The sequence below is a fragment of the Paenibacillus sp. J31R34 genome, from assembly GCF_059383715.1.
Window position 1 is genome coordinate 812,074 of the sequence record NZ_JBXENU010000001.1, and the last position, 23,961, is coordinate 836,034.

A 23,961-nucleotide genomic window follows, 5' to 3' on the forward strand; every position below is an offset into this window, starting at 1 on the left:
AAGGCTTTCTTCTTTGGTCAATTGAAAATTCAGCAAGTTGACATCATGCTTTCGTCCACTCCATATCATCTCGAATCTCATAATCTAACATATGTTGAATAAGGAGATGATAGATTATGAGAAGAGTACCTTTGAAAAACAAAAAGATAGTCGTACAGTCGGGGAAGAAGATCATAAGCCGTAAAAGTATCGTTGTAAGCATTAAAAAAGCCGTTCGAGTTACACAACTTGGCGATGGTTTTGCGCGGTTTACCTTTGCACCAGTGACAATTCCTGCATTTAGCTCTAGAAACTATACGGTAAATGGCAACAGCTACAACATTATTAGTGGTTCTTGGTTTTTAACTGGCACACAGCAAGGTTATTTGCTCAATAACTATTCCTCGGGAGAAAGCACATGGTTCTTCACTGCATGGAATCCATCGAACACAGCCAGATCTGCTTATTACGTTGTTATTGCGAAGCTAAAGCCATAATGTTCATTGGCTGTTGAGTTAAGGCGACTAGCTTTTTAGGATGATTAATACCAGAAATCGACTGAATTCAGGTATACTCTTCAGTTTCTTCAGCCAGAGCATCTATGTTGTGTTCCCATTCAGCAAGCTGCTCTTGGTACTGAAGAATGAGGGTAATATGGCCCCACAGATTGGTTAAGTGGCTTGCATACATACTTGTGAACACTCCATACGAAGGGCAGATTAATTCAATAGTGAACCTATCACCTGCGATTGTCATAGGTTATAATTGGAAGAATAGGACTCTGGCTTTACTTGATAGGGGGATCAGGAGAAAGTTCAAAAAGAGTTTGATTTATCTTATCAGTTTGATAACGAAAAGAGGCAGAATGATGGAAAAAGACCCGTTCGCACAACTTAATATTTGGCATCAAGAAGATGAACATGAAAAAATAGTAGGTAGCATTATGGAAATTCCCCAATCAGATAGAGATTATAATACGGTCAGTTTATTGGCAAGAGCTATGAATAATCTGGAACGTTACGATGAAGCACTTCAACAGCTTTTGACTATTGCAAAACAAGGTGAGGATGACCCTCTTTGGCATTTTCGCGTGGGCTACTCCTACTATTATCTTGAGAGATATGAGGAAGCATTAAGAGAATTTGAAATGACAGATAAGCTAGATCCAGGAGATAGCTCTACTTTGACATTATTAGATTGGAGCCGTAGTAAAGTCGACCGAAAGTCAGACAAAATTAAACCATCGGTGCTAGAAGTGCAAGATAATAGTAGTGCGCCATTTGAATATTTAAAAGATATGTATATTGATGGATATTACCCTGATTTTCTTGTGGATAAAGTCAAAGCTGAACTAATTAAAGTTGTTGAATTTTTGGAACAAGGAAATCAAGATATCGAAGAAATTCAATCACAGCTTGATATCGCCATCCATGCAATCAATGATCTTGCAGAAGAATTTGACGAAAATGACAGCGAAATTGAAACCGTTGCGAGAGAATCAATTGCACAAACTGTTGAAGATATTTTAGCCTTTTTTGGTATCGAAATAGATACAGAAGAAGCCATTCGTGAACGTGATTGGTAGTCTGTTGAGGAGAAGGAGGAAAATGGTATAGCTAGCTATTTTAACATTTCAATGCCTGTTATGGATTTTCTTACTGAGAGCCACAGTGCCATGCTGAGTCATGGAGTTAAACTATATGCCGAAATATTTGTTAACGCCCAGGGTGAACGTCAATATTCATCTTTTGAAAGGGAAAAAATCGATTTGTTTTCCAGTTATTTTAATGATACTGCATATAACTCTTTTTTCTTTTCCTGCCATCCCATTCAAGATATAACACAAATCAAAGAATTCGGATACTTTTACGACACACCAAGCTCCTATTCTATTGAAGTTAGAGGCGGCAGAGAATGCTATAAAAGTCGAGAACTTATACAAATGCGTATGATATCAAAGAATCCTAACAAACAGATACAATCTTTTTATCGAGCATTTCAAAGGGACTTAAAGAAAATTTCAGGATTGCAAAAGCATACCCAAAAGAACTATTTTTACTTGCCAACGGAAAAAATTATAATTCCTGCTAATCCTCAATCACAGAACACAAGAGATAATTGGGAAGACTATTATCTTTCAAAAATTGGGAGTATTGAATAACGCTGAGGATTAATCCGCGTCTTGAGCGGGGCACGTTCTATAAGCCGGAGTGACAGCGGGAAAACGGTGATGGTCTCAGGTCGTGAGCACACGAGATGAGCAATTAAACCTGAAACAAAGTCACGGTCATTCCTGTGGAATTAAAAGTTGAACGTCACTTTCAGCGACTCAGAGCTTGTAATGCGAAGTATAGAATGATGTACTATCAAAATAGTATATAAATGGGGATTTATTATGAATACTTTTGCTCAGGAACATTGGAATCTTGAAAAGCATGAACTGCCCGGCATGAATTGCATCGTCTTTCCAAATGGCACGGTTACCATTTTAAATTGCTACAGTACATATAACCCCAGTTCAAAAGAAAGTAAATTTTTTTGCTCTCCCTTATGTGACACAACCATTGAAAGCATAGCAAAGTATAATGATGATTATTGGACGATCGTTGATGAATGGGTCAGTATGGATTATCAGGGCGGGAAAATCTATGGCGGTGATGGTCAAATGGGCAATGAAGGATTTATTGCTTGTACGGATGCTGAAGACCGCTTAGTGTGGGGAATGTTTTTTGAGAATACAAACCCTATAAAAAGCTTAGAAATAAAAGATAACATCCTAATCGCTATTAATGAGCATTCCGAATTACAAATTGAAATCAACTTAGAAAACCTTACCCAAATTAAAATGATTTGCTTAAAATCCTAGTAAGCTTACATTAAAATTAGAGGAGAGAATACAAAGATGGATAAGGACCTATTGAAACAGCTTACTCTTTGGCATAACGAGGACCAGTATGAGAAAATCATTAACAAAATTATGGAAATACCCGAAGTAGACAGAGACTATGACTTAGTTTGCCATTTGGCAAGAGCATTGAATAATCAAGATAATTATAAGGAAGCGATTAAATATTTTTTATCAGTGCAAAAGCAAGGCGAGCACGACCCTCTTTGGCATTACCGATTAGGCTATGCTTATTATTACCTTAAACAATATAAGGAAGCGATATTTGCTTTTGAACAAGCTGTAGCGCTAGACCCTGAAGATGCACATGGCAGGAGGTTTTTAGAAATGAGCCGAAACGCCGCTAGTAGAGCAGGAAGTGAAACCATCCCAATAGTTAAAGTTGAACTCGATGAGGCTTTGTTAGAAGTTAATGAAAAAATTAACCCATTTGGACTAGTTGCGCATAACAATGGAAGCATATCCATGATTTTAAGCGTTGGCCAATATAAGAATGAAATTTTTCAAACACGAGCCGAAGAAGGATTTGAGGGTAATGGCTATGATTGGGGTTCATTAGCAGCCGTGTTTCTTGAAGAAAAAATGCCTCATTTAGTTGACATCGTACGATTTGACCCTGAAGCCGATATGTTCGCTGCTTATACAGACAATAGAGATGCAATACTTAGCTTTGCCATCGCCTTTAAGGAAGCATGTGAAGATGACTCATTAATTAAAGACCTATTTTCACGAGCTGAACTAGATTAATTGGAAATATCAAGGTACAACAGTATCCTTTGTTGCATTGAAATGACATTAGTCGATCTAACTTTCTAGAGGTGATGACCGTATGGGAACATGGAGTGCTGAGGTTTTTGGTAATGACACCTCGTGTGAGATCAAGGAATATTTCTATGAGCAGTACAATCGGGGTTCTGAAGTTACTCAGATTGTCAGCGAGTTACAAGATAAATTTACTGATAGCTTAAATAATACAGATGATAGAAACAATGTATTATTTGCGTTGTCCTATTGCCTTTGGGAAACGAAATGTTTAGAGGATTCGCTGTTTGAGCAAGTGGCTCAGATCATTGAGAGTGGGAGTGACTTAACTGTCTGTGAACAGCTTGGAGCAAATGTGCAATTTATTAACCAGCGAAAAAAGTATTTACAAAAATTTATCGCCAAAATTAGCGTGCCCAAAAGTATAGCAAAAAAGAGGGTCAAGCCACCTATGCAATTTGAAAGTGCTTATCACAATGGCAGCTGCCTTACTTTTCAATATCCCAGTGGCTTATACGGCGGCATTATCATTATCGATTGCGCCTTTTATCGTAACCGAGGTTCAATGCGCATAGCATTCACCGATATTGAGCAGCACGCTGAACCCGATTATAACGATTTTCTAGCCTCTCGCCTGACCAACTTCAGCTGGGAGGGAGTATGGGGAGAGGCAAACAAGTATGCTGCCTTTAAAGGTAAGACTGCCCGAATTTCTACCTATCCTTTGAGCTATGATCATGCTAAAGAGCGTGCTTCTTATTTTGAGTATAACGATATGTTCTTTACAATTGTGGGCGAGCTCCCTAAATACACCCAATGCCTACTAGCTACAGTTGGCATTGGAGTTCATTACAATCTTGCTTATCCTGAGTTCGTCATCTCTATGAAAAAGATATTACTACATTGGAAGCAAAATGAAGACCTATACAGTAAAAAAGTTTCTAAGGAAACGATTACTAAATTAAATAACTTATTAGTCCTCAACAAGTAGCTTATTTGGAAAATTAGCATGCCTAAAAGAAAGTGGAGATGAACATGTACATAAGCAAATGGTGGGGAGATTTAATTGGTGGATCCGATGATTCGCTGGCATTAATAGACTATTTGGAACAATTGGACTTAACGGAAGTGTCGCTCAATCAGATTTTAAAGGACTTGGGTTTCGATATACTGCTTTCTGAGGGAGACTTGAAAAACGGCGGAAATCTTGGATTTGATAGGAGAAGTGCTAGCGGCATGTTTCGGGTAGAACTTGATATTGCCTGCGGCGCTCTAATCGATCTTTCAGCCATTGTGCTGGAGAGTCTTAAATCAGGCTATGTCGATTTGCATGATTTGGATGAGGCTAGGCAGCCGTGCAAACTTTCTATTGATGCCTCCGAAGAAGAAATAAACCTGATTAGGGATGAATTGAACAAGTTTTCCGGTAATCCGCTGTCCTACGATTTAGCCGAGCTTGTTCCGGCCGATGATATGAGGGAGCTTGCGGAAAAGGCGAAAATGATCGCTGATGAGCTGTTATAAATGAAACTAGGACATATAATGATTTTCATCAATGACATGACAAAGGCGAAATGGTTTTATTCTGAATTGCTAGGTTTGCAAACACTGTTAGAGCAAGAAAATAAGCTTGTATTTGCCCTTGATGGCTGTCAGCTTATAGCTTTTAAGTGTGAAAAGACCAAAGAAATTGGAGATTATTCAAACGAAGCTAGAACCGTTTTAGTATTTGAGGTCGTATCTGTTGAGCAAACTTATAAGGAAATGAAGGAAAAGGGTATTCCATTTTTGCATGACAAACCTACTCAAGGGAAATATGCTGCTTTCGTTGATCCGTTTGGTAACGTGCATGAAATTGCTGAAACGTTCAATTGAGTATTGAAAAAAATGGGCTGACCTCACTTTGTTTCTTGGAGCGTCTTCTCCTGCTTTTGGCGTTTGAAACGAAGCTTAAGCTTGTGCGTACGACGAGACCAGTATATGCCCGTATGCCCCGAGAACAAATAGCTGATGATGCAGCCCAGCAGCAAATAAGGAAAGGCTTCGATGCCAAAAAGTTCCATGCCCATTATCGCAGCGGCGAGCGGGGTATTGGCGGCACTGCCGAATACAGCAACGAAGCCGATGCCTGCAAGCAGCGGCACGGATACAGACAGCAGGCCGCCAAGGGCGCTGCCGAGCGCGGAACCGATGACGAACAGCGGCGTGACTTCGCCCCCTTGAAATCCGGCGCCAAGCGTAACGGCGGTGAACAGGATTTTTAGTAAAAAAGCGAAAGGCGATAGTGACTCGTGAAAAGCCTCTTCCATAAGTGGCAGTCCCAAGCCGACATAATCACGAGTACCCAAAACGTAGACGAGCAATATGATGAGCAGACCGCCGACGAAGCTTTTGATAGCCGGATTCGATATATAATGGCTGAATATTGCTTTGAGCTTATGGGTAAGCACGGCAAACAGCCGCGCTGTCAGGCCGAACAAAACCGAAGCTAGTAAAATCGCGAGCAGCAGCTGCATATTGAAGCCTGGCAGGCTGCTGATCGCATAATGACTATGATGCGTACCTAGTCCCTGGGCGACGGCATGTCCAGTAAAGCCTGCTGCCAAAGCGGGCAGCAGCAGCCAGTAGGGTACGAGACCTATTGCGAGCAGCTCTAGGCTGAATAGGGCTCCAGCAAGCGGGGTACCGAAGACAGAGCCGAACCCGCCGCTAATGCCGCAGATGAGCAGCATTTTTCGCTCTAATCCACCAAGTCGACATAGGCGTCCGACATAGCTCGTCATGCTGCCGCCCATTTGCACCGCTGTCCCTTCACGTCCAGCCGAACCGCCGAATAAATGGGTGATCATCGTACCGAATAGGACAAGCGGCGCCATACGCAGCGGCACTCCGCCATCTTCCTCATGCAGTTGCTCTAGCACAAGATTGTTCCCTTTGCCTGTATTTCTGCCATACTTCATATATAAATAGCTGACCAATGCCCCGCCTAGTGGAAGCAGCCAGAGCAGCCAAGGATGTGCCAGACGCTGATTCGTTGCTTCATTCAAAAGCGCCAGCAGCAGCGCAGAAGCAGCTCCCGTGAGCACCCCAGTGGAGATAGCAATGCCAAGCCATATAAGGAAAATCCGTATTCGCTTCTTCATTAATTGTAAATCCCCTGACCTGATATGGTGATAGTTAAGTGTATAATAACATAGATAATTGTGCGTCATACTATAGTTCTTGTTACAATGCTCGTATTAGGAGCATAAACTTAGGAAGGTAGATGATTATGAAATATTATGTCATTGATGCGTTTGCTGATAACCTTTTTGAAGGAAATCCAGCTGGTGTTTGTATTATGGCTGCATGGCTGCCGGATGAGCTGATGCAGAAGATTGCTATCGAGAACAATTTATCTGAGACAGCTTTTGCGGTTAAGGTAACAGAGGCTTGCTACCATATAAGATGGTTCACACCAGGCGGTGAAATTGACCTTTGCGGTCATGCAACGCTGGCAACAGCGTATGTGATTACGAATTATTACGATACAGCACTAATGCGCATTCGTTTCACGACACTGAGTGGCGACTTAATCGTAGTAAGGGACGGAGAGCTTTACGAAATGGATTTCCCGAACAAATTGCCCAAGCCCCATAAGCTAACACAGCAGATGGTTGAAGCGCTGGGAATTGTGCCTGTAGAAACTTATCTTGATCGCGATTTAATGTTTGTACTGGAATCGGAGTCTGATGTTAGAAGCCTGAACCCGGATTTCACCAAGCTTGCAGCGCTATCAGATGGACTAGGTGTACTGGTTACTGCTAAAAGTGAGCAGTATGATTTTGTATCCCGCTGCTTTTTCCCAAAACTAAAGGTAGAAGAAGATCCCGTATGCGGTTCTGCCCACTGCAATTTTATCCCTTATTGGGCAGAGCGTTTAAACAAGCAGGAAATGACGGCAAGACAGGTTTCCAAAAGAGGAGGCACCTTGTACTGCAAGCTTGCTGGTGATCGTGTGAAGATAAGCGGCCGGGCTGTATTGTATTCCATCGCTGACCTCTTTGTCGAGTAAGTTATAAATAGAAATGGATAGAAAGAGGAGATTGTCATTGACTAACCCATTGCAAATTCAACTGAATCGGGAATACATACTCGAATTTTTAAATCGCTTGCTGCAAACGCCAAGCCCTAGCGGCTACTGCATGGCAATTATGAAGCTGCTGGAGGAGGAAGCTCGCAAGCATGGCTTTGAGCTGGAGCTGACGCCGAAAGGCAACGGAATCATTACGATTCCGGGAACAGGAGATTCCACAGCAGGCACGCTTGCTTTAACCGCTCATGTGGATACGCTGGGCGCAATGGTGCGGGCGATTAAGCCGAGCGGCATGCTGCGTTTTACACCTATTGGCGGTTACGCGATGCATACAGTGGAAGGCGAATATTGCATCGTCCATACACGTGATGGCCGCCAATATGAAGGAACCGTGCTGTCGACGAAAACATCCGTCCATGTGTATCCGGAGGCGAGGGACTGGAAGCGCAGCGAGGAAAATATGGAAATTCGTCTGGATGCGGATACAGCGTCCAAAGAAGAGACAAAGCAGCTTGGTATCGAGGTCGGCGATATCATTTCATGGGACCCGCGTACAAAAATCATGGACAATGGCTGGGTAAAATCGCGGCATTTGGACGATAAAGCGAGTGTCGCTGCCTTATTCGGACTGCTGGAGTGGTTCGGACGCGAAGGGAAGCGTCCAGAGCGCACGCTTAAGCTGATTTTTTCCACCTATGAAGAGGTAGGACATGGCAATGCCTATATGCCGCCGGATGTGACGGAGCTGATTGCGATTGATATGGGCGCTTTAGGCGATGATTTATCCGCAAGCGAGCGGGATGTATCGATATGTGCCAAAGATTCCTCGGGTCCTTATGATTATGTGATGACATCGAAGCTCATTGAGCTGGCTAAGGCTTCAGGCATTTCCTATGCAGTCGATATTTATCCGCAATATGGCTCGGACGCATCAGCTGCACTGCGAGGAGGCAGCAATATTCGGGCGGCGCTGATTGGACCCGGAGTGCATGCTTCGCATGCAATGGAACGGACGCATGCAGATGCGATAATTAACACGGCAGTCTTGTTATTATCCTACATAAGCGAGGGATATTCATGGACAACGAAATCAAGCTAAAGCTGGACTCGCAGCAGTTGGGACAGATTGCCCGGCATCATTTCGGCAAGGAGCTTGCGCATTCGCGCGAGCTCACCGATGGCTGGGCTAATACGGCGTATCAGCTAACACTGGCGGACGGCTTCCAGTCGGTTCTGAAAGTAGCGCCTACGGCGGTCGGGGCGCTGATGCGCTATGAGCAGGATATGATGAAAACCGAGGTGGAGGTTATGAGGCTTGTGTCTCAGGATCGCCGCATGCCAGTTCCGGAAGTGTACGCTTTTGACCAATCGCGGTCGCTGGTACCGACTGATTATTTTATTATGCAGTGGCTGGAAGGAGAGCCCTATAACAAAGTAAAGGAAAGCTTTACCCAAGAAGAGCGCGAGCAAATTGAGCATCAGTTGGGCGAATATAATGCCTATATTAACGAATTCAGCGGGGAAAAGTTTGGCTATTATCCGCTTCATGAGGCGTTTGCAAGCTGGACGGATGCATTTTGGGCGATGCTGCAAGGCGTGCTTGATGACGCAATGGATGCGGGTGCTGCGCTTCCAGCAGAGCGCTCAGTCATTGAACAGGAGGTAAAGGAGAGATTGCCTTATCTGAATGCGGTGACTAAACCAAAGCTGCTGCACTGGGATTTGTGGGATGGCAATATTTTTATTAAGGATAAGCAAATTTGCGGCATTATCGACTTTGAACGGGCGATGTGGGGCGATCCGTTGATGGAGCATTATTTTAGCCATTTTAACTTGTCGGATACGTTTTTGCGGGGTTACGGTCGTGAAGGACTGACGGCTGAGGAGCAAATACGACGTGGGCTATATGATTTATATTTGGATTTGATTTTTTTAATTGAATGCGCTTTCCGAAAGTATAGCGACCAAACGCATGTGGAGTGGGCAAGCAGCAATGCTGCTGAAGGCTGGGAGAGGTTTTTGAAGCTGAAATAAGAATAAGAAAAGCCGGGCAAGGGCACGGAAGCTTGTAAAAAGCTTGCTTATCGCTTGCTTGGCCCGGCTCTTTTGTGCAATCAGCGTCCAGAGAGCTGCTGCTCCGCAATTTGAATAAGACGGCGCGTAATGTAGCCTCCGATGGAGCCCATGTCACGCGTGGTCATGTGTCCATAATAACCATCCTGTGGCAATTGAATGCCAAGCTCCTGTGCAACCTCAAACTTCATTTGCTCAAGCGCTGCACGCGCCTGCGGTACAACCAGCTGATTCGAACCTCTAGCCATAAGGGTGACCTCCTCAAGTAATGAGCGGCAGCATTTTTTAAGAAACCAAGCTTTCCTAAATTTTAAAGAAAAATGGCTTCCAAGCGCTGGCTTATTGCTATTATGTGGAGGAATGTATCCGATTATTCACTAATTTCTCCTGAATTTACCGCCGATCAGCTGGACCTTTCCATGCTAAAATGATAGAACAGCAAGGGGGAAACGGCATGTTTAAGCGACCAATGCTGATGACGGCATGTGATCAGCCTTTTGATAACGAGCAATTTCTATTTGAGCCGCTCATTGATGGGCAGCGCTTGCTGCTTTCTTTTATGAATAGGAAGGCGCGATTGTTCACGAAGCATGGTTATGAGGTCACTCGCCAGTATCCGGAACTTCTCAAGCTGCCGTTGACCCGGCCTGTGGACGTCGTGCTGGATGGAGAGCTTTCCTATATGAACCCGGACACAGGACGGCTTGAATTTGCTCCGCTCCTTGACCGCTACAAAATGACGAAGGAAACGCGTATTCGCGAAGGCGCGCTAAAATGGCCTGTTCGTTATTATGTGTTTGATTTGCTTTATTATAACGGAGTGGATTTGCGCAGCAAGCCGCTGCTTGAGCGGAAGAGGCTGCTGCAAGCGCTGCTTGAAGATAATGGATTTTTTATGAAGCTTCCATTTGTAGCTGGAAACGGCACACAGCTGTGGAGACGAATTGCCGCTTATGAGCTGGAGGGCATGGCTGGAAAAAGAAGCGAGAGCCAATACCTCGCCGGGCGCAGCGCACATTGGCTGAAAATGACGAATGCGGCGTATTCCCGCATACATATGGACTCGGATACGGCTGCATTGCTCTGATTAGGGGCAATGCCGTTTTTTTTAATATAAGAATTTTTAAGTTTCACCCTCATAATCAGCCTATATTTCACCGTGAAACGGCAGCTTTGCCGCGAGAGGGTGGCGACAGCCGTTTATACTTGTGAAGCAGTGCTGCGTTTATGTCTGGATTTGTTCCATTTGCCTAGCAAGCGGTCCAGAGAATAGGAAAACAGGAGGCCGATGCTGTATCTGACTAAATCAATACCGCTGAAGCCTTGTCCTAGCACAAGACCACCGAGCGTCGTATGCCGAAGATTTCTAATCCAGTCTGCCTGATACAGCTGGCTGAATTCAATGCCGAAGCTGAAGGCCGCGCTGCAAGCGAGTGAAAGGAGCAGGGGACGTTTAACCTGCAGCATGCGAAAGCCGAAGTAAACCATGCTTGCCCATAATATATCGCCAAAATGAGTGACAACGAATGACGGCAGCTGGCCGGAAAAATGCCGCGAGCTATAACCAAGCGCCATCGTAATGAGGACGGCTGCGGCATAATAAGCTATTTTTTTAAGCATCGGTTGTTTGTGCTCCATTTCTTCCTGTAACTTTATTTGAATCCATGCATCTGCTTAAACTCTCCAGGTGTACAGCCTACATAAGCTTTGAACAATGTATTAAAATACGTCGGATTTTCAAAGCCGACCTGGCGGGCGATTTCATACAGCTTCATGCCGCCGCCGCGGATGAGCAGCTCCTTGCCTTTATTAATCCGCTCTTTATTGACATATTCCATGGGGCGCAGCTTAAACGTTTTTTTGAAAAGCAGGCATAGATGCTGCGGCGTGACATGCAGCAGCTCCGCCAGCTCGGGCAATGTTATCGGACGATGCAGATTCGACTCGATATAGCGCAGCACAGGATGAAGCCGCTCATTCATTTGCTGCGTGGCCAGACTGCCTTCGGCCAGCTGCTGACGCAATCCAAGCAGCACGCTATAAATTTGTTTAGAGCCGAGCATGCCAAGGCCCGGCTGCTTCTCTCGCATAAGGCGGAGCATATCGCTCATCATCTCTAAGACAGGGCGCGAGTCGTTAATCGTATAGATGCCCGGGCGAGTCAAGCCTGCCAGCTGGTTTAGCGATTCGGCGAGTGGCCCATCATACGTAAACCAATAAGCTTCCCAAGGCTCTTTGACCGCATGGTAGCTATGGGTTAGTCTGGGAGGGAGGAGGAAACCATCGCCCTGCTTCACCAGAAAACGTTCCTGCTCGATAATAAGCTCGCCTTCGCCCGAGACAACCTGCGTCCACTGGTAGTCGGGAAAGCCTTCCGGGCGACGAATACCCTCCTGATGGTCCCAATGTCCCACACCGGTTACATAGACAGGTAGCTGATAATCCGTCGTCGTCAGCGTCGTATAAATAATTTCATTCATGGGAAGCAGCCCCTCTTAGTTGCTAATGTTCAAATCTTTAAGTAAAATACGAAAATAGTTTAATGATCTTTACTTTTCTAGCTCTTATAATGTGAATATTATAACTAATCTTATTCTGAGTTGAAAGAGGTGCCTTCATTGTCGAAGAGAAAATTTACGTATCAGGCTCCAGCTAACGGATATCCCGAGTGGAATAACAACCCTACTATTTTTGAGCTTAATCGGTTGGATGCACATGCAACCCGTATTTCCTATACAAGCACCCAGGAAGCACTTCAAGGCGAGCGTACAGGCTCCGAGCGTTATGTTTCGCTCAATGGGGATTGGAAGTTTTCCTTTGCGGAAAATGCGGAAGCACGCATCGCTGATTTTTATAAATTGGATTATGACTGCAGCAGTTGGGCTTCGATTCCAGTGCCTAGCCACTGGCAGCTTCAGGGGTATGATTACCCGCAATATACGAATGTGACTTACCCATGGGTGGGCAAGGAGGATATTAAGCCGCCATTCGCGCCTGTTAAATATAATCCGGTCGGTTCCTATGCGACAACCTTTACCGTTCCTGAGGGATGGGATGGACAGCCTGTGTTTATCAGCTTCCAAGGTGTGGAGTCTGCCTTCTACGTTTGGGTAAACGGTGATCTTGTAGGCTATAGCGAGGATACATTTACGCCGGCGGATTTTGATTTGACGCCTTATTTGCAGGAGGGTGAAAACAAGCTGGCGGTAGAAGTATACCGTTGGTGCGACGCAAGCTGGCTGGAGGATCAAGACTTTTGGCGGATGAGCGGTATTTTCCGTGAGGTGTACTTGTATACGGCGCCTCAGGTCCATATTTATGACTTCTTCGCTAAGGCGGCGCTGGATGCGAATTATGAAGATGGCGAGCTGACGGTAGAGGTGAAGATTCGTTTCGAGGAGGAAGCGTCCGAGCAGCAAACGGCTGTAGAAGCGATGCTGTATGATGCCTCCGGCGAGCCGGTTTGGCAGCAGCCGCTGAGTGGAGAAGCGATTCGTCAGGAGAAGGGCGAAACGGTTGCATCCTTAACATTGAATACAAAGCTTGCACAGCCGCTCAAATGGAGCGCTGAGGAGCCGCATTTATATACGCTTGTGCTGTCGCTTAAAGATGCAGAGGGCAAGCTGACAGAAGCCGTTAGCTGCAAAGTCGGTTTCCGCACGTTTGAAATTAAAGACGGCTTGATGCAGATCAACGGTCAGCGCATTCTTTTCAAAGGCGTCAATCGCCATGAGTTTTCCTGCGACACCGGGCGTGCGCTCAGCTACGAGGATATGGTGACCGATATTAAACTGATGAAATCGCATAATGTCAACGCTGTACGTACTTCGCATTATCCGAACCATCCGCTATGGTATGATCTGTGCGATGAATATGGACTTTATGTTATTGACGAAGTCAATCTCGAAACGCATGGCTCATGGACATATGGGCAAAAAGAGGTCGGAGACGCCGTGCCTGGCAACTTCCCAGAATGGACGGCAAATGTGCTCGACCGCAGCCGCTCCATGCTCGAACGTGATAAAAATCATCCATCGATCGTTATTTGGTCGCTTGGCAATGAATCGTTTGGCGGGGATAATTTCCTGAAAATGGCCGATTATTTCCGTAAGACGGATCCGTCCCGCATTGTGCATTACGAGGGAGTTTTCCATTGTCGCGAAAGCGAAGCGGCTTCGGATATTGAGAGCCATATGTACACAAGTCCAGCAGGCGTAGAAGCCTATGCCAAAAATAATCCGCAAAAGCCGTTTATTATTTGCGAATACAGCCATGCAATGGGCAATTCCTGCGGCGGCTTGCATAAATACTGGGAGCTGTTTGACAAATATCCGATCCTTCAAGGCGCTTTCATCTGGGATTGGATCGATCAGGCTATTCGCACGCAAACACCGGATGGCATTACGTACATGGCCTATGGCGGCGATTATGGCGATAGCCCGAACGATGGCAACTTCTGCGGCAATGGTTTGATTTTTGCTGATCGGACCGTATCCCCTAAGCTGCATGAAGTGAAGGCCTGCTACCAAAACATCAAAATTCATAGCCCGAACTGGGAAGCTGGAACGGTGCGCGTCGACAATAAAAATCTGTTCGTATCGCTGGATGCGTACGAGCTGCACTGGAAGCTGAACAGCAACGGCATTATTATGCAAAAAGGCGTGCTGACCGTAGACATCGCAGCGGGCGCCTCTGCCGAGCTGGCCATTCCGTTCCAAATGCCGACAGAAGCAGGTCTGAATGAAGAAATTACGCTTACGGTAAGAGCTGTGCTTAAGGAAGCTACGTCATGGGCGGAGCAAGGACATGAGGTGGCCTTCGGTCAATTTATCGCGCCTGCACTGCCTGTCTCGCCTGTTGCTGTAGAGATTGCATCGCCGCAGTATGGTGCAATAGCGGTTGAAGCTGTATCTAATGGAGCCCTTGTGCTAACGGGAGAAGGCTTTGACATTCGCTTCAATCAGGCGAGCGGCGAGCTGGAGTCCTACCAAATTGGCGGTTCTGAGCTGCTCTCTTCGCCGATTGTCCCGAATTTCTGGCGTGCATTCACGGATAATGACCGCGGAAATGGACATGTCGAGCGCTGTGCGCCTTGGCAGGCTGCCTCAAAGGAGCGCCAATTGATCCGCTTCAGCTGGGAAGCGCTTGGAGATCGCGTGAGAGTAAAATCGCAATACCGCTTAAGCGCTGCTGCTGAGACACGCTGCGAGCTAGCTTATACGATTTACGGTGATGGGCTGATTGAAGCTGAGCTGCTGCTGCAGCCTGGTGAAGGCTTGCCGGAAATACCAGAAATCGGCCTGCTTTTCACAATGAATGAAACGTTTGATTCTATCGCTTGGTATGGCAATGGCCCACATGAATCATATTGGGACCGTCAAACAAGTGCGCGTCTTGGACGTTTCGGCGGCAAGGTGAAGGATCAGCTTATGCCTTACATTCGTCCGCAGGAATGCGGCAACAAAACCGAAGTGCGCTTCGCAGCAGTAACCGATGCAAACGGAAGCGGCATTTCGCTTCAGGGCGAGCCGCGCTTCGAATTAAATGTGCTGCCTTATACAGCTGATGAGCTGGAAGGGCATGATCATCCTTATAAACTGCCTGTGAGCGATAAAACAGTCGTTCGCGTCAATTATCGTCAAATGGGCGTTGGCGGAGACGACAGCTGGGGAGCGCGGGTTCATCCGGAATATACGCTTCCAGCGAATCGCGACTATCGTTTCCGCGTCTCGCTGCGCGGACAATAATTAAGGACTAACGCTAGGATTGCTTTATGTTAAACCTATAGCTACGATACGGCAAACTGCCGCTATGACCGATCAGGTCGCAGCGGCAGTTTTTTTGCATTTAGCGGGCATATTTGAAGCAAAGAGGTTAACCAGGTATAACAAAAGTGTTGACTAAAACTAAACAAAATAATATTATGTCTAAATAATAGGCAAACGTATTTTGATTTTGTCTAATAAAAAAACTAGGGGAGTTGCAAGAATGTTTAGTAATCGTTTTTTTCGTACGATCATCCTGTCCAGAATTTTGCTCCAATTGGGTATTTGGATTAGGAACTTTGCGATCTTGCTGTATGTGACGGAGGTCACGAACAATGATCCCTCAGCAGTATCGCTTATTTCAGTGGCAGAGTTTGCGCCGATTTTTGTATTTGCCATCATTGGCGGCACGTTTGCTGACCGCTGGAAGCCTAAACGGACGATGATAAGCTGTGATTTCTTGTCCGCTTTTTCCGTCCTTGGCGTATGGGTCGCATTGTTTAGCGGCTCATGGAAAGGACTGCTGCTGACGACGCTGGTTTCGGCCGTGCTTTCGCAGTTTTCCCAGCCCTCTGGCATGAAGCTGTTCAAGCAGCATGTGCCAGAGGATCAATTGCAAGCCATGATGGGGATGTATCAGACAGTTATGGCTGTCTTTATGGTCATTGGGCCGCTGCTCGGGACATTTGTGTATCAGCATTATGGCATCGAGGTGGCGATTGTTGCTGCAGCTATACTATTTTGCGGATCAGCAGCTATATTGATGCTGCTGCCGCGAGATGCGGAGCCAGAGCGCACACGGCAGGCAGCAAGCTTCAGACGGGAGCTTACGGCGGGACTTCATTATGTTTGGGGCCAGCATGCGCTGCGTTCCTTGGGTATTACGTTCGCGGCAATTGGCCTCGCTTCTGGGCTTACCCAGCCGCTATCTTTGTTTATTGCCATTGATAATTTAGGACAGGATAAGTCGTTTTTACAGTATTTATTAGTGGTTAGCGGGGCAGCTATGCTAGTTGGCGGTGGGGTGGTTATGTCAATCGGAAAAAAGGCAAGTCCGCGCAGGCTGCTCCTATTCGGCTTGTCGGCAAATGCACTGGCTACGCTGGGCACCGGCTGGTCGGAGAGCATCCCGCTAACTTTTGCGCTGATCATGCTAGGCGGCTTCTGTGTTCCGCTTATTCAGGTGGGCATTAACACTATTATTCTTCAAAACACCGATGCTGCCTTCATCGGTAGGGTCGGAGGAACGATTACGCCCATGTTTACTGGCATGATGGTCGTTGGAATGTCGCTATCAGGCGTATTAATGGCTGCATGGACGCTGCCCATTGTTTTCAGCTTAAGCGCAGTCATATTCGCCATTGCGGTGTTTACTGTTAAACTCGGGAGCGGGGCAAGGGCAAGCAGCGCTAAAGCATCGCCGCAGGTGTGAAAATACATCTTGAATCGCTGAATTATGGTAAAATAAAGCGATCACACGCTTTTTTGGGGAAGGATACCATATGCTTTATTATTTTGCAGCGCTGCTTGCCGCTGCTTCGCTGCTGCTGCTGACAAATCCGCGTAGCGAATCGAATCGCTGGGCCGCTTTCTTTCTTGGATTTGCGTCTATAGGCGGGCTGGCTGATACACTGGCCGCAGGAGAAATGAATGTATTAGCTCATCTCGTTCAATTGATGAATCACACGTTTACACCTTATGGCGTGCTGGTGTTCAGCATCGTTTATTCCGATAAAGTGGCAAATGCAAGGGTGCGCCTGCTGCTTAAAGGGCTGCTGCTGCTTCCGGTAGTCGGTATGCTGTCCATAACGCCGATTGCGCCGAGGCTGGAGCTGGATTACCCGATACTGCTAGCCTGGACAGCTCCTTATTATTTAGCCTCCTGCTATTTGCTACTGGTCTCGCTATGGAGTGAGGAAAATAGCCGCCGGAAGCGAAATCGTTTTATAATTGCCCTTATTATGGTACCGACACTGCTGGCCGTGCTTATCCTTATCAATGTAGCGAATGTCATTTCGCCTGCCTTCGATTATTTCCGTTATATTTCGCTCTTCATCTTTTATTCGCTTACGGTAGCCGTATTGTGCACATTTGCTTATGGCGTGCTCGGTGTCAAGCTACGTTTCGAGCGTGATCAATGGGAAAGCACTCGCAAGGCGGTCAGCTCCGGGACGACGATACTTAATCATACGATTAAGAACGAAATTGGAAAAATTGCGATCAGTACGGAAAATTTAAAAAGCGAGCTGTCTGCCGGGTCGCCTGAGGCAGCGGAGCAGCTGCGAATCATTGAAACGGCTTCCAGCCATATGCTTGCGATGGTAACGAGCATCCACAGCCAAACCAGAAGCATTGTGCTTCGCGAGCAGCCAGTCCGTTTGGATGAGCTGGTGGAGCGCTGTTTGCAGCAGCAGCCGCTTGAAGGCAGGCCGATTCAGCTCAAGCTGCATTCGTTATGCAGGCCGACCGTGCTGGGTGATCCGCTTCATTTGCTGGAAGCATTGAATAATCTAGTGCAAAATGCGATTGAAGCAATTCCAGAAGGAACAGCTGGAGAAGTAAAGGTGACGCTGAGCTGGCACAAAAAAGCGGTTCGTCTCCTTGTGAGCGACACAGGCAAAGGGATGACTGAGGAGCAGCTGAAGCAAGCGCTGGAGCCTTTTTATAGTACGAAAAATCGCAGCCGCAACTTTGGACTGGGACTCGCTTATGTGTATAATGTCGTACATCAGAGCGGCTGGACGATCGAGCTTTCCAGCGTTATTAATGAAGGGACAGAAGTGCTGCTGCATGTTCCTGCCCGCAAAGTGATGGAAATCAAGGAGGGAATGGGATGAGCCATATTCGGGTGCTGCTCGTAGAGGATGATCCCGATTGGGTGAAGGCGATGACGTTATTTTTAAATAAAGAAGCAGATTTGTTCGTCGTGGGGGCGGCATCAACTGCGGAGGAAGCGTTGAGTCTCGCTCGAACCTTGTCGTTTGATGTCGCACTTCTCGACATTCAGCTCGCTGATCACCAGCAGAACGGCATTTATACGGCGGTCGAGATGCATCGCATTCATTCCGCGAAAATCATTATGCTGACCTCCATGAGCGAAGAGGACATCATGACCCAGGCGTTCACGGCAGGAGCGATCAACTATATTGAAAAGACCAACTTTCGCCAGCTGCCGGAAGCGATCCGCAGTGCTTATCATCATCCTGCACCGATGGAAGCGCTGCTTAAGGAATTTGCCAGGTTAAAGCGCGAGGAACAGCTAAAGGATTTAACCACCGCAGAACGGGAAGTATTCGAGCTGATTGAACAGGGCTACACGCAGACGCAAATCGAGCAGAAGCTGTATAAGGCGGAGAGCACGCTGAAAAATCAAGTGAACAAACTGCTCAAGAAGCTTGGCGTCCGCAGCCGCAAGGAAGCGGTGGAGAAGGTGCGGCGCAAAGGGCTGACCGTTGGTATGGAGGAAAATAAAGAATAACCATATAAGCAAGGGGAGGGTACTACAATTTGTAGTACCCTTTTTCGTATGCCCGCTACAAAAGTTAGCACTGATCAAACGCTGCTTTTCCTACTACAATGAAGGAAAGAACGGAGGGGCATCATGCAGGCACCTAGAAAAAAACGACCGGGACGAGCGCTGCTGCTCGTTGATGGACAATGCCAGCTGTGCAGTAAAATCTCGCAATTCGTTATTGCGCGTGATCAGGCGGTCTACTTTCGCTTTGCTGCCCTGCAATCGCCTGCAGGGCAATATGTGCTGGAAGCTTATTTGCTGCCTTCGGGCGACTTGGACACCTTTATTATGATCGAGGATGGCCGCTGCTACACAAAATCGGAAGCAGCACTGCGCGTCCTGCGGCAATTAAAGGGGCTTTGGCCACTATTCTATGTTCTAAGGGTTGTTCCTGCTTTACTGAGAAACGTTGTTTACGATTGGATTGCCGTTAAGCGTTATGGCTGGTTTGGACAGGTGGAGCATTGCTTGCTTCCAAACGCTAATCAGAAAATCCTTTTAATAGAAGAAAGAGAGGAGGCGGCTTCCTATATCAAATAAGCGGAGAGATAGGTCGATTTATGTCGAAACAACGATCCGTACGGATTTGGATACGCTCTGGAATTACACACAAATTCCAAGCAAGCATGTACAGTGGGATATGCGTTTTACAGCCATTGAATATTTGCCCCGCCGCACGGAAGAGGAAATTCAGAGGTTTCATTACCAAACACGCATCGGTTTTGGACTTGCAATAGCGGGCACAGGGGCGACTCGTGCAGGATGGCTGGAAAAGGAAGAAAGGCAATCCCGCCTGTCCACCCTCTCCTTCAGCTCGGAGCAAAAGCTGTCGCTGATCAGCAAGGGGAGAGGCTACTGGCAGTATACCGAGCGCGGAGAGGACGTTATTTTTCTCACCCGCTATGATTATAAAACACGCTTTGGCGCTGCCGGAAAAGCTTTCGATCGCCTTCTATTTCGCCCGCTATTCGGGTGGGCAACCGCATGGAGCTTTGATGTGCTCAAAATATGGCTGGAGCAGCATATTCCGCCTGCGGCAACGATTCAGCGCGCACTTATTCATTATGTAAGCCTGGCACTGCTCGCTGTACTATGGCTTTATCAGGGCATCGTGCCCAAGCTGCTCTACCCGGAGACGGGGGAGCTTGCGCAGCTGCAAGCCTCGGGGCTATTTTCAGGCTGGGAGGAGCAGGCTCTCGTATTTCTCGGGCTCGGTGAAGCGGCGCTGGCGATTATTTGGGTTGTGTTACATCGTTTTTCAATGATTTATTGCTTGCAGCTGACAATGCTTCTGCTGCTGCCAACGATTGCTTTGGCAAACAGCCCGGAGCTGCTGAAAGCTTCCTATAATCCGGCTACGATAACGCTCCCGATGATTGGCCTGTGCTTTGCGGCATGGCGGACCTGCAATGGACTGCCTGATGCGTCACGCTGCTTACGTAAACCTAAGGTGAAAGCTTAATAACAGAGAGGGGACAGTTACGATGGCTTCCATTTATGAGCAGGTGTTAGGAGCAGACTTTGCTAGGCTGCATCCGCGCATTCAAGAACGGTTTGGCTTCAGCAGTACGGATGGCATGGCTTCAATTGGAGAAGGCGTCATGGAAGAAATTTGGTACAGCAAGCGGGTTGCCATCCCGCTTTATATCGGCAGCTCGCGCCATATCATGTTCCCGCAGGGTGGTAGCCAAATTCCGTTTACGATTGGGAATTATGCCTATGCAGACCAATTCGGCCGGGAAACGGTAACATGGATCAGAACCTTCAAATTTCCGCAGAAAATACGAAGATTCGACGCTACGATGATTTATAGTCGAAAACATGAAAAAATTGTCGATTACCTTGGGACGAAGCAGCATCTGGCTGTAGACCTTGATATTTCTGCCGTACCGGGTGGAGGCATTCGCATCCGTTCTGGCCAGCAGCGCTTCTATGAGCGCTTCTTGCAATTCCGCTTTCCTAGACTGCTGACGGGCGAAGCCGATGTGACGGAATGGTATGATGATACGCTGGATAAATACCGGATCTCGGTTCAGGTGAACAATCCGCTGCTCGGTACGATTTTTCGCTATTCGGGCTCCTTCCAGGCTTATTTCATCGATACCGGCAAGCAGCCGATTCCGCTTGATGCGAAGCCCTTGCGCGAGGAACGCAGGGAGTAGATTCACAACTTGTTCAAAGTATGAATGCGTATTTCGCCCGCCATGCTGGTATGATTAGGAGGTGTTTGAAGATCATTTCGCCAGGAGGTAACACAGATGTCAACCCATACAATGAAAACAGCGATCGGCCGGCTGCGCCTGTTCGGCATAACGGAAGGGATTTCGTTTTTAGTGCTGCTCTTTATTGCCATGCCGCTAAAGTACGGCGCAGGCATTGACGAGGCGGTTGCGATTACAGGGATGCTGCATGGCTGGCTGTTTGTTATCTATCTTATCGGCATAGCCAACGCGTTTTTCGTCAAGCAATTATCCTTCTTTCATTCTTTTTTGGCAGTCCTTGCTGCTTTTGTACCCTTTGGCCCATTTTTATTGGATCGCAAGCTGCGTTAACAGACGTATGTGTGACAGATGTCTCAATGGTTTAGGCAGTCTGGAGCCCCGTAATTGGGGCGCCAGACTTTTTCTTATGTTGCGTGGACTTTCAGTAAAATTTTTTTGAAAAACGGTGTCTTAAGCACTAGTACGATTAAACCTAGATATGCTATGGTATTTCTATGATTCATCCGGCTCCCCACAAATAATCAAGAAGTATTTTTTGGGAATTTATCCAAAATAAGAGGATTTCGCCAAATCGTGTGGAAACTTACTTAACCAGTATTTGAGACATGACGAATAAGAATCCGAGGTAAATGAATGCAAAATTCAGTATTTTTCAAAAGTGTGATTAACTCTGATTCGATCTTGGATTCTATTGGGTTGTTAGGACAATACCTGGAGACATTGATCGGTTGCCAGCATATTTGTTTGTTGCTGCCGCACGATAATGGGCGAAATGAGCTTATACCATATTCTTTCAAAATCAATCAAACGGATCTGAAGCTTCTGCAGCAAATGGCGATAGACACCGATTTATTTTCAGACATGTCCTCGGGCATGCGCCTCTGTATAAAGATGAGCAGCGCCAAACCTGCGATTAAACTCCTGTCCATGACAACTTTCCAATCGCTATATACCTTTCACCTAAACCGTTCTGTCTATGGCGCGATTTTATTGTGCTTCCGTTCTGAGGTCCAATTGACAGACGAGCAGCTTCATATCTGCCAGATGGTTACAATGCAAATGGAACAGTTAATCGAGAAAATATATTTTCGCAAGCAGGTGTTGAAGCAGCAATCCTACGAGAATTTGGTCAACACTTTGCGGATGAAGGATGGCTTTACGCTTAATCACTGTTATAATGTGGCCTTCTACGCTTCTTTGCTGGGCGCCAAAGTAGGGGTAGATGCTGAGCAGCTGGAGCAGCTCAAAATCTCGGCACTGCTGCATGACATTGGAAAAATCGCCATACCGGACTCGATACTGCTCAAGCCTGATCGACTGACGGAGGATGAATTTTCAGTTATTAAACAGCATCCTGCAATCGGATACGAGCTGCTCAAGGATTTGCCTGATGTTCAGAAAATATTGCCTGTCGTACGCTGGCATCATGAGCGTATTGACGGCAGTGGCTATCCGGACGGTCTCAGCGGGGATGAAATTCCTTTGCTCGTGCGAATTGTCAGTCTGGCAGACGCCTTCGACGCTATGACCTCTACGAGAGTATACCGGCATTCCCTTCCTGTCTTCGAGGTTCGGAGGCAGCTGGAAATCAACGGAGGGAAGCAGTTTGACGGGCGACTTGTAAAAGCATTTTTGCAAATGCTTGATGATCATATGATAATGGACAGATTGGTTTGGGATGAGTGATTTTATAGTGAAGAAGGTTGGGGACATATATGCGCAAGAGAGTTTTTATTGTCGACGATGAGCCTCACAACATCCATATACTCCGTGTTTTCTTGACATCGCTGAATTATGATATTTATGTAGCCGAGAACGGCAGGCAGGCGGTGGAAATGATTGACGCTGTTGCGCCGGACTTGATTTTACTGGATGTTATGATGCCGGATTTGTCGGGATTTGAGGTTTATAAACGCTGGCTGGACAAAGATGATTTTGATGTGCCGATCATTTTTCTGTCTGCCAATGTGCAGAAGAAGGCAATGCTGGAAGGCCTTCAGCTTGGCGCATTTGATTATTTAACCAAGCCTTATGATCTTGATTTGCTCGAGATGAAGGTGTCGATTGCCTTACAGCAAAAAATGAAGCTGACGAGCTTGAAAAAGGATAATGAGCAGCTTGCAGAGCTAGCTTATGTGGACGCGCTAACGGGACTTTACAACCGTACATATTTGGAAGTCGTAGCCCAGCAAATTAAAGACGGAGAAAAGCATTATGAGTCCGTCCTGATGATTGACATGGATAATTTTAAAACGATTAACGATACTTTCGGTCATATGATTGGCGACCAGACGCTTCGCGACATTGGAAACATCCTTTTCCAGGTGCTGACTCCTTATGTGCATGTGACTTTCCGTTATGGGGGAGACGAGTTTCTCGTTATTTTGCAGGATAGAGGGGCAGCGCTCATGGCGGCGGAAGCCATTATTGCCGCTGTGGATCAAATGCAGGTCGGCCATCCTTCCCAAAAGCAGATTCAAGTTTCCGTTAGCATCGGAGTGTCTCACAGCTTAGACTCCAGCACCCTTCATCAGATGATATCGCAAGCGGACTCTGCATTATTAGGCTCGAAACGAGGCGGCAGGCACCAAATAACAGTGAATTAATCTACGATGAATGGATGATGTGAAGTGATGGAATTAAAGAGCTTCAAGAAGCTATTTCAT

Annotated in this window: 26 protein-coding genes; 22 read left to right on the forward strand and 4 right to left on the reverse strand. The window is 46.6% G+C overall.

Annotated features, from left to right (window positions below; all coding sequences use genetic code 11):
* Positions 1 to 116: 116 nt before the first annotated feature.
* The 8 genes from AC50YG_RS03455 (at position 117) to AC50YG_RS03490 (ending at position 5,521) form a co-directional block, all read left to right on the forward strand.
* A complete protein-coding gene (locus AC50YG_RS03455) occupies positions 117 to 476 on the forward strand; it encodes a hypothetical protein (RefSeq protein WP_473755851.1) in 360 nt (119 codons plus the stop codon).
* Between the two features lie 371 nt (positions 477 to 847).
* Entirely contained in the window at positions 848 to 1,564 is a 717-nt protein-coding gene (locus AC50YG_RS03460) for a DUF5713 family protein (RefSeq protein WP_494824701.1), read from the forward strand.
* 90 nt (positions 1,565 to 1,654) lie between these two features.
* On the forward strand, positions 1,655 to 2,140 hold the full coding sequence (locus tag AC50YG_RS03465) for a hypothetical protein (RefSeq protein ID WP_494824702.1): 486 nt from the start codon (positions 1,655 to 1,657) through the stop codon (positions 2,138 to 2,140).
* A 234-nt stretch (positions 2,141 to 2,374) separates the two neighbouring features.
* On the forward strand, positions 2,375 to 2,845 hold the full coding sequence (locus AC50YG_RS03470) for a hypothetical protein (RefSeq protein WP_494824704.1): 471 nt from the start codon (positions 2,375 to 2,377) through the stop codon (positions 2,843 to 2,845).
* A 36-nt stretch (positions 2,846 to 2,881) separates the two neighbouring features.
* Positions 2,882 to 3,631 (forward strand): Imm51 family immunity protein, encoded by a 750-nt coding sequence (locus tag AC50YG_RS03475; protein WP_494824705.1) that lies wholly within the window; start codon positions 2,882 to 2,884, stop codon positions 3,629 to 3,631.
* A gap of 82 nt (positions 3,632 to 3,713) precedes the next feature.
* Positions 3,714 to 4,637, forward strand: a complete 924-nt coding sequence (locus AC50YG_RS03480; protein WP_494824707.1) for a hypothetical protein — start codon at positions 3,714 to 3,716, stop codon at positions 4,635 to 4,637.
* 44 nt (positions 4,638 to 4,681) lie between these two features.
* Positions 4,682 to 5,170 (forward strand): imm68 putative immunity domain-containing protein, encoded by a 489-nt coding sequence (locus tag AC50YG_RS03485; protein WP_494824709.1) that lies wholly within the window; start codon positions 4,682 to 4,684, stop codon positions 5,168 to 5,170.
* Positions 5,171 to 5,521: a VOC family protein gene (locus AC50YG_RS03490; RefSeq protein WP_494824711.1), complete on the forward strand. Its 351-nt coding sequence runs from the start codon at positions 5,171 to 5,173 to the stop codon at positions 5,519 to 5,521.
* Positions 5,522 to 5,544: 23 nt separating this feature from the next.
* On the opposite strand, the gene AC50YG_RS03495 is transcribed toward AC50YG_RS03490, so the two are convergent.
* A complete protein-coding gene (locus AC50YG_RS03495) occupies positions 5,545 to 6,789 on the reverse strand; it encodes a chloride channel protein (RefSeq protein WP_494824712.1) in 1,245 nt (414 codons plus the stop codon).
* A gap of 128 nt (positions 6,790 to 6,917) precedes the next feature.
* Here AC50YG_RS03495 and AC50YG_RS03500 point away from each other — a divergent pair, with 128 nt between their 5' ends.
* From AC50YG_RS03500 to AC50YG_RS03510, 3 genes are read left to right on the forward strand one after another with little or no spacing between them, the layout of a single operon-like run.
* Complete coding sequence (locus AC50YG_RS03500; RefSeq protein ID WP_494824714.1) at positions 6,918 to 7,700, forward strand: PhzF family phenazine biosynthesis protein; 783 nt, start codon at positions 6,918 to 6,920, stop codon at positions 7,698 to 7,700.
* A 49-nt stretch (positions 7,701 to 7,749) separates the two neighbouring features.
* Positions 7,750 to 8,820, forward strand: coding sequence for a M42 family metallopeptidase (locus AC50YG_RS03505; RefSeq protein WP_494825297.1), 1,071 nt, complete (start codon positions 7,750 to 7,752; stop codon positions 8,818 to 8,820).
* Positions 8,799 to 9,755, forward strand: coding sequence for a phosphotransferase family protein (locus AC50YG_RS03510; RefSeq protein WP_494824716.1), 957 nt, complete (start codon positions 8,799 to 8,801; stop codon positions 9,753 to 9,755). Before AC50YG_RS03505 ends, AC50YG_RS03510 begins: the two co-directional genes overlap by 22 nt.
* Positions 9,756 to 9,835: 80 nt before the next feature.
* Here AC50YG_RS03510 and AC50YG_RS03515 read toward each other — a convergent pair whose 3' ends face one another.
* Positions 9,836 to 10,042: an alpha/beta-type small acid-soluble spore protein gene (locus AC50YG_RS03515; protein ID WP_473755838.1), complete on the reverse strand. Its 207-nt coding sequence runs from the start codon at positions 10,040 to 10,042 to the stop codon at positions 9,836 to 9,838.
* A 206-nt stretch (positions 10,043 to 10,248) separates the two neighbouring features.
* Here AC50YG_RS03515 and AC50YG_RS03520 point away from each other — a divergent pair, with 206 nt between their 5' ends.
* Positions 10,249 to 10,881 carry an ATP-dependent DNA ligase gene (locus AC50YG_RS03520; protein ID WP_494824718.1) on the forward strand — a complete coding sequence of 211 codons (633 nt, stop codon included), beginning with the start codon at positions 10,249 to 10,251 and terminating at the stop codon, positions 10,879 to 10,881.
* 113 nt (positions 10,882 to 10,994) lie between these two features.
* On the opposite strand, the gene AC50YG_RS03525 is transcribed toward AC50YG_RS03520, so the two are convergent.
* Entirely contained in the window at positions 10,995 to 11,414 is a 420-nt protein-coding gene (locus tag AC50YG_RS03525) for a ribosomal maturation YjgA family protein (RefSeq protein WP_494824720.1), read from the reverse strand.
* 32 nt (positions 11,415 to 11,446) lie between these two features.
* Entirely contained in the window at positions 11,447 to 12,274 is an 828-nt protein-coding gene (locus AC50YG_RS03530; protein WP_494824722.1) for an AraC family transcriptional regulator, read from the reverse strand.
* Positions 12,275 to 12,412: 138 nt separating this feature from the next.
* On the opposite strand from AC50YG_RS03530, the gene lacZ reads away from it, so the two are divergent.
* The 10 genes from lacZ to AC50YG_RS03580 all read left to right on the forward strand — a co-directional run bounded on the left by lacZ (position 12,413) and on the right by AC50YG_RS03580 (position 23,901).
* A complete protein-coding gene (lacZ, locus tag AC50YG_RS03535) occupies positions 12,413 to 15,541 on the forward strand; it encodes a beta-galactosidase, LacZ type (protein ID WP_494824723.1) in 3,129 nt (1,042 codons plus the stop codon).
* 241 nt (positions 15,542 to 15,782) lie between these two features.
* Positions 15,783 to 16,991, forward strand: coding sequence for an MFS transporter (locus tag AC50YG_RS03540; RefSeq protein WP_494824725.1), 1,209 nt, complete (start codon positions 15,783 to 15,785; stop codon positions 16,989 to 16,991).
* A gap of 70 nt (positions 16,992 to 17,061) precedes the next feature.
* A complete protein-coding gene (locus tag AC50YG_RS03545; protein ID WP_473755830.1) occupies positions 17,062 to 18,396 on the forward strand; it encodes a sensor histidine kinase in 1,335 nt (444 codons plus the stop codon).
* Positions 18,393 to 19,037 (forward strand): response regulator, encoded by a 645-nt coding sequence (locus AC50YG_RS03550; RefSeq protein ID WP_494824727.1) that lies wholly within the window; start codon positions 18,393 to 18,395, stop codon positions 19,035 to 19,037. Before AC50YG_RS03545 ends, AC50YG_RS03550 begins: the two co-directional genes overlap by 4 nt.
* 123 nt (positions 19,038 to 19,160) lie before the next feature.
* Positions 19,161 to 19,613, forward strand: coding sequence for a thiol-disulfide oxidoreductase DCC family protein (locus tag AC50YG_RS03555; protein ID WP_494824728.1), 453 nt, complete (start codon positions 19,161 to 19,163; stop codon positions 19,611 to 19,613).
* Between the two features lie 46 nt (positions 19,614 to 19,659).
* The gene (locus AC50YG_RS03560; protein ID WP_494824729.1) at positions 19,660 to 20,535 is read left to right on the forward strand and encodes a DoxX-like family protein; all 876 of its coding nucleotides are present in this window, start codon (positions 19,660 to 19,662) and stop codon (positions 20,533 to 20,535) included.
* Positions 20,536 to 20,557: 22 nt separating this feature from the next.
* Positions 20,558 to 21,235, forward strand: a complete 678-nt coding sequence (locus tag AC50YG_RS03565) for a DUF4166 domain-containing protein (protein WP_494824730.1) — start codon at positions 20,558 to 20,560, stop codon at positions 21,233 to 21,235.
* 96 nt (positions 21,236 to 21,331) lie between these two features.
* Positions 21,332 to 21,625, forward strand: coding sequence for a DUF3817 domain-containing protein (locus tag AC50YG_RS03570; RefSeq protein WP_341277753.1), 294 nt, complete (start codon positions 21,332 to 21,334; stop codon positions 21,623 to 21,625).
* A gap of 303 nt (positions 21,626 to 21,928) precedes the next feature.
* A complete protein-coding gene (locus tag AC50YG_RS03575) occupies positions 21,929 to 22,981 on the forward strand; it encodes an HD-GYP domain-containing protein (RefSeq protein ID WP_341277752.1) in 1,053 nt (350 codons plus the stop codon).
* A gap of 29 nt (positions 22,982 to 23,010) precedes the next feature.
* Entirely contained in the window at positions 23,011 to 23,901 is an 891-nt protein-coding gene (locus AC50YG_RS03580) for a GGDEF domain-containing response regulator (protein WP_341277751.1), read from the forward strand.
* Positions 23,902 to 23,961: the final 60 nt, after the last annotated feature.

Excerpts from the sequence above, each read along its gene's own strand:
- AC50YG_RS03480 (WP_494824707.1), top strand. The coding sequence starts at position 3,714 with ATGGGAACATGGAGTGCTGAGGTTTTTGGTAATGACACCTCGTGTGAG.
- AC50YG_RS03460 (WP_494824701.1), top strand. The coding sequence starts at position 848 with ATGGAAAAAGACCCGTTCGCACAACTTAATATTTGGCATCAAGAAGAT.
- AC50YG_RS03465 (WP_494824702.1), top strand. The coding sequence starts at position 1,655 with ATGCTGAGTCATGGAGTTAAACTATATGCCGAAATATTTGTTAACGCC.
- AC50YG_RS03510 (WP_494824716.1), top strand. The coding sequence starts at position 8,799 with ATGGACAACGAAATCAAGCTAAAGCTGGACTCGCAGCAGTTGGGACAG.
- AC50YG_RS03490 (WP_494824711.1), top strand. The coding sequence starts at position 5,171 with ATGAAACTAGGACATATAATGATTTTCATCAATGACATGACAAAGGCG.
- AC50YG_RS03580 (WP_341277751.1), top strand. The coding sequence starts at position 23,011 with ATGCGCAAGAGAGTTTTTATTGTCGACGATGAGCCTCACAACATCCAT.
- AC50YG_RS03470 (WP_494824704.1), top strand. The coding sequence starts at position 2,375 with ATGAATACTTTTGCTCAGGAACATTGGAATCTTGAAAAGCATGAACTG.
- AC50YG_RS03550 (WP_494824727.1), top strand. The coding sequence starts at position 18,393 with ATGAGCCATATTCGGGTGCTGCTCGTAGAGGATGATCCCGATTGGGTG.
- AC50YG_RS03485 (WP_494824709.1), top strand. The coding sequence starts at position 4,682 with ATGTACATAAGCAAATGGTGGGGAGATTTAATTGGTGGATCCGATGAT.
- AC50YG_RS03565 (WP_494824730.1), top strand. The coding sequence starts at position 20,558 with ATGGCTTCCATTTATGAGCAGGTGTTAGGAGCAGACTTTGCTAGGCTG.
- AC50YG_RS03495 (WP_494824712.1), bottom strand. The coding sequence starts at position 6,789 with ATGAAGAAGCGAATACGGATTTTCCTTATATGGCTTGGCATTGCTATC.
- AC50YG_RS03555 (WP_494824728.1), top strand. The coding sequence starts at position 19,161 with ATGCAGGCACCTAGAAAAAAACGACCGGGACGAGCGCTGCTGCTCGTT.
- AC50YG_RS03575 (WP_341277752.1), top strand. The coding sequence starts at position 21,929 with ATGCAAAATTCAGTATTTTTCAAAAGTGTGATTAACTCTGATTCGATC.
- AC50YG_RS03500 (WP_494824714.1), top strand. The coding sequence starts at position 6,918 with ATGAAATATTATGTCATTGATGCGTTTGCTGATAACCTTTTTGAAGGA.
- AC50YG_RS03525 (WP_494824720.1), bottom strand. The coding sequence starts at position 11,414 with ATGCTTAAAAAAATAGCTTATTATGCCGCAGCCGTCCTCATTACGATG.
- AC50YG_RS03545 (WP_473755830.1), top strand. The coding sequence starts at position 17,062 with ATGCTTTATTATTTTGCAGCGCTGCTTGCCGCTGCTTCGCTGCTGCTG.
- AC50YG_RS03475 (WP_494824705.1), top strand. The coding sequence starts at position 2,882 with ATGGATAAGGACCTATTGAAACAGCTTACTCTTTGGCATAACGAGGAC.
- AC50YG_RS03520 (WP_494824718.1), top strand. The coding sequence starts at position 10,249 with ATGTTTAAGCGACCAATGCTGATGACGGCATGTGATCAGCCTTTTGAT.
- AC50YG_RS03570 (WP_341277753.1), top strand. The coding sequence starts at position 21,332 with ATGTCAACCCATACAATGAAAACAGCGATCGGCCGGCTGCGCCTGTTC.
- AC50YG_RS03530 (WP_494824722.1), bottom strand. The coding sequence starts at position 12,274 with ATGAATGAAATTATTTATACGACGCTGACGACGACGGATTATCAGCTA.
- AC50YG_RS03455 (WP_473755851.1), top strand. The coding sequence starts at position 117 with ATGAGAAGAGTACCTTTGAAAAACAAAAAGATAGTCGTACAGTCGGGG.
- AC50YG_RS03515 (WP_473755838.1), bottom strand. The coding sequence starts at position 10,042 with ATGGCTAGAGGTTCGAATCAGCTGGTTGTACCGCAGGCGCGTGCAGCG.
- AC50YG_RS03540 (WP_494824725.1), top strand. The coding sequence starts at position 15,783 with ATGTTTAGTAATCGTTTTTTTCGTACGATCATCCTGTCCAGAATTTTG.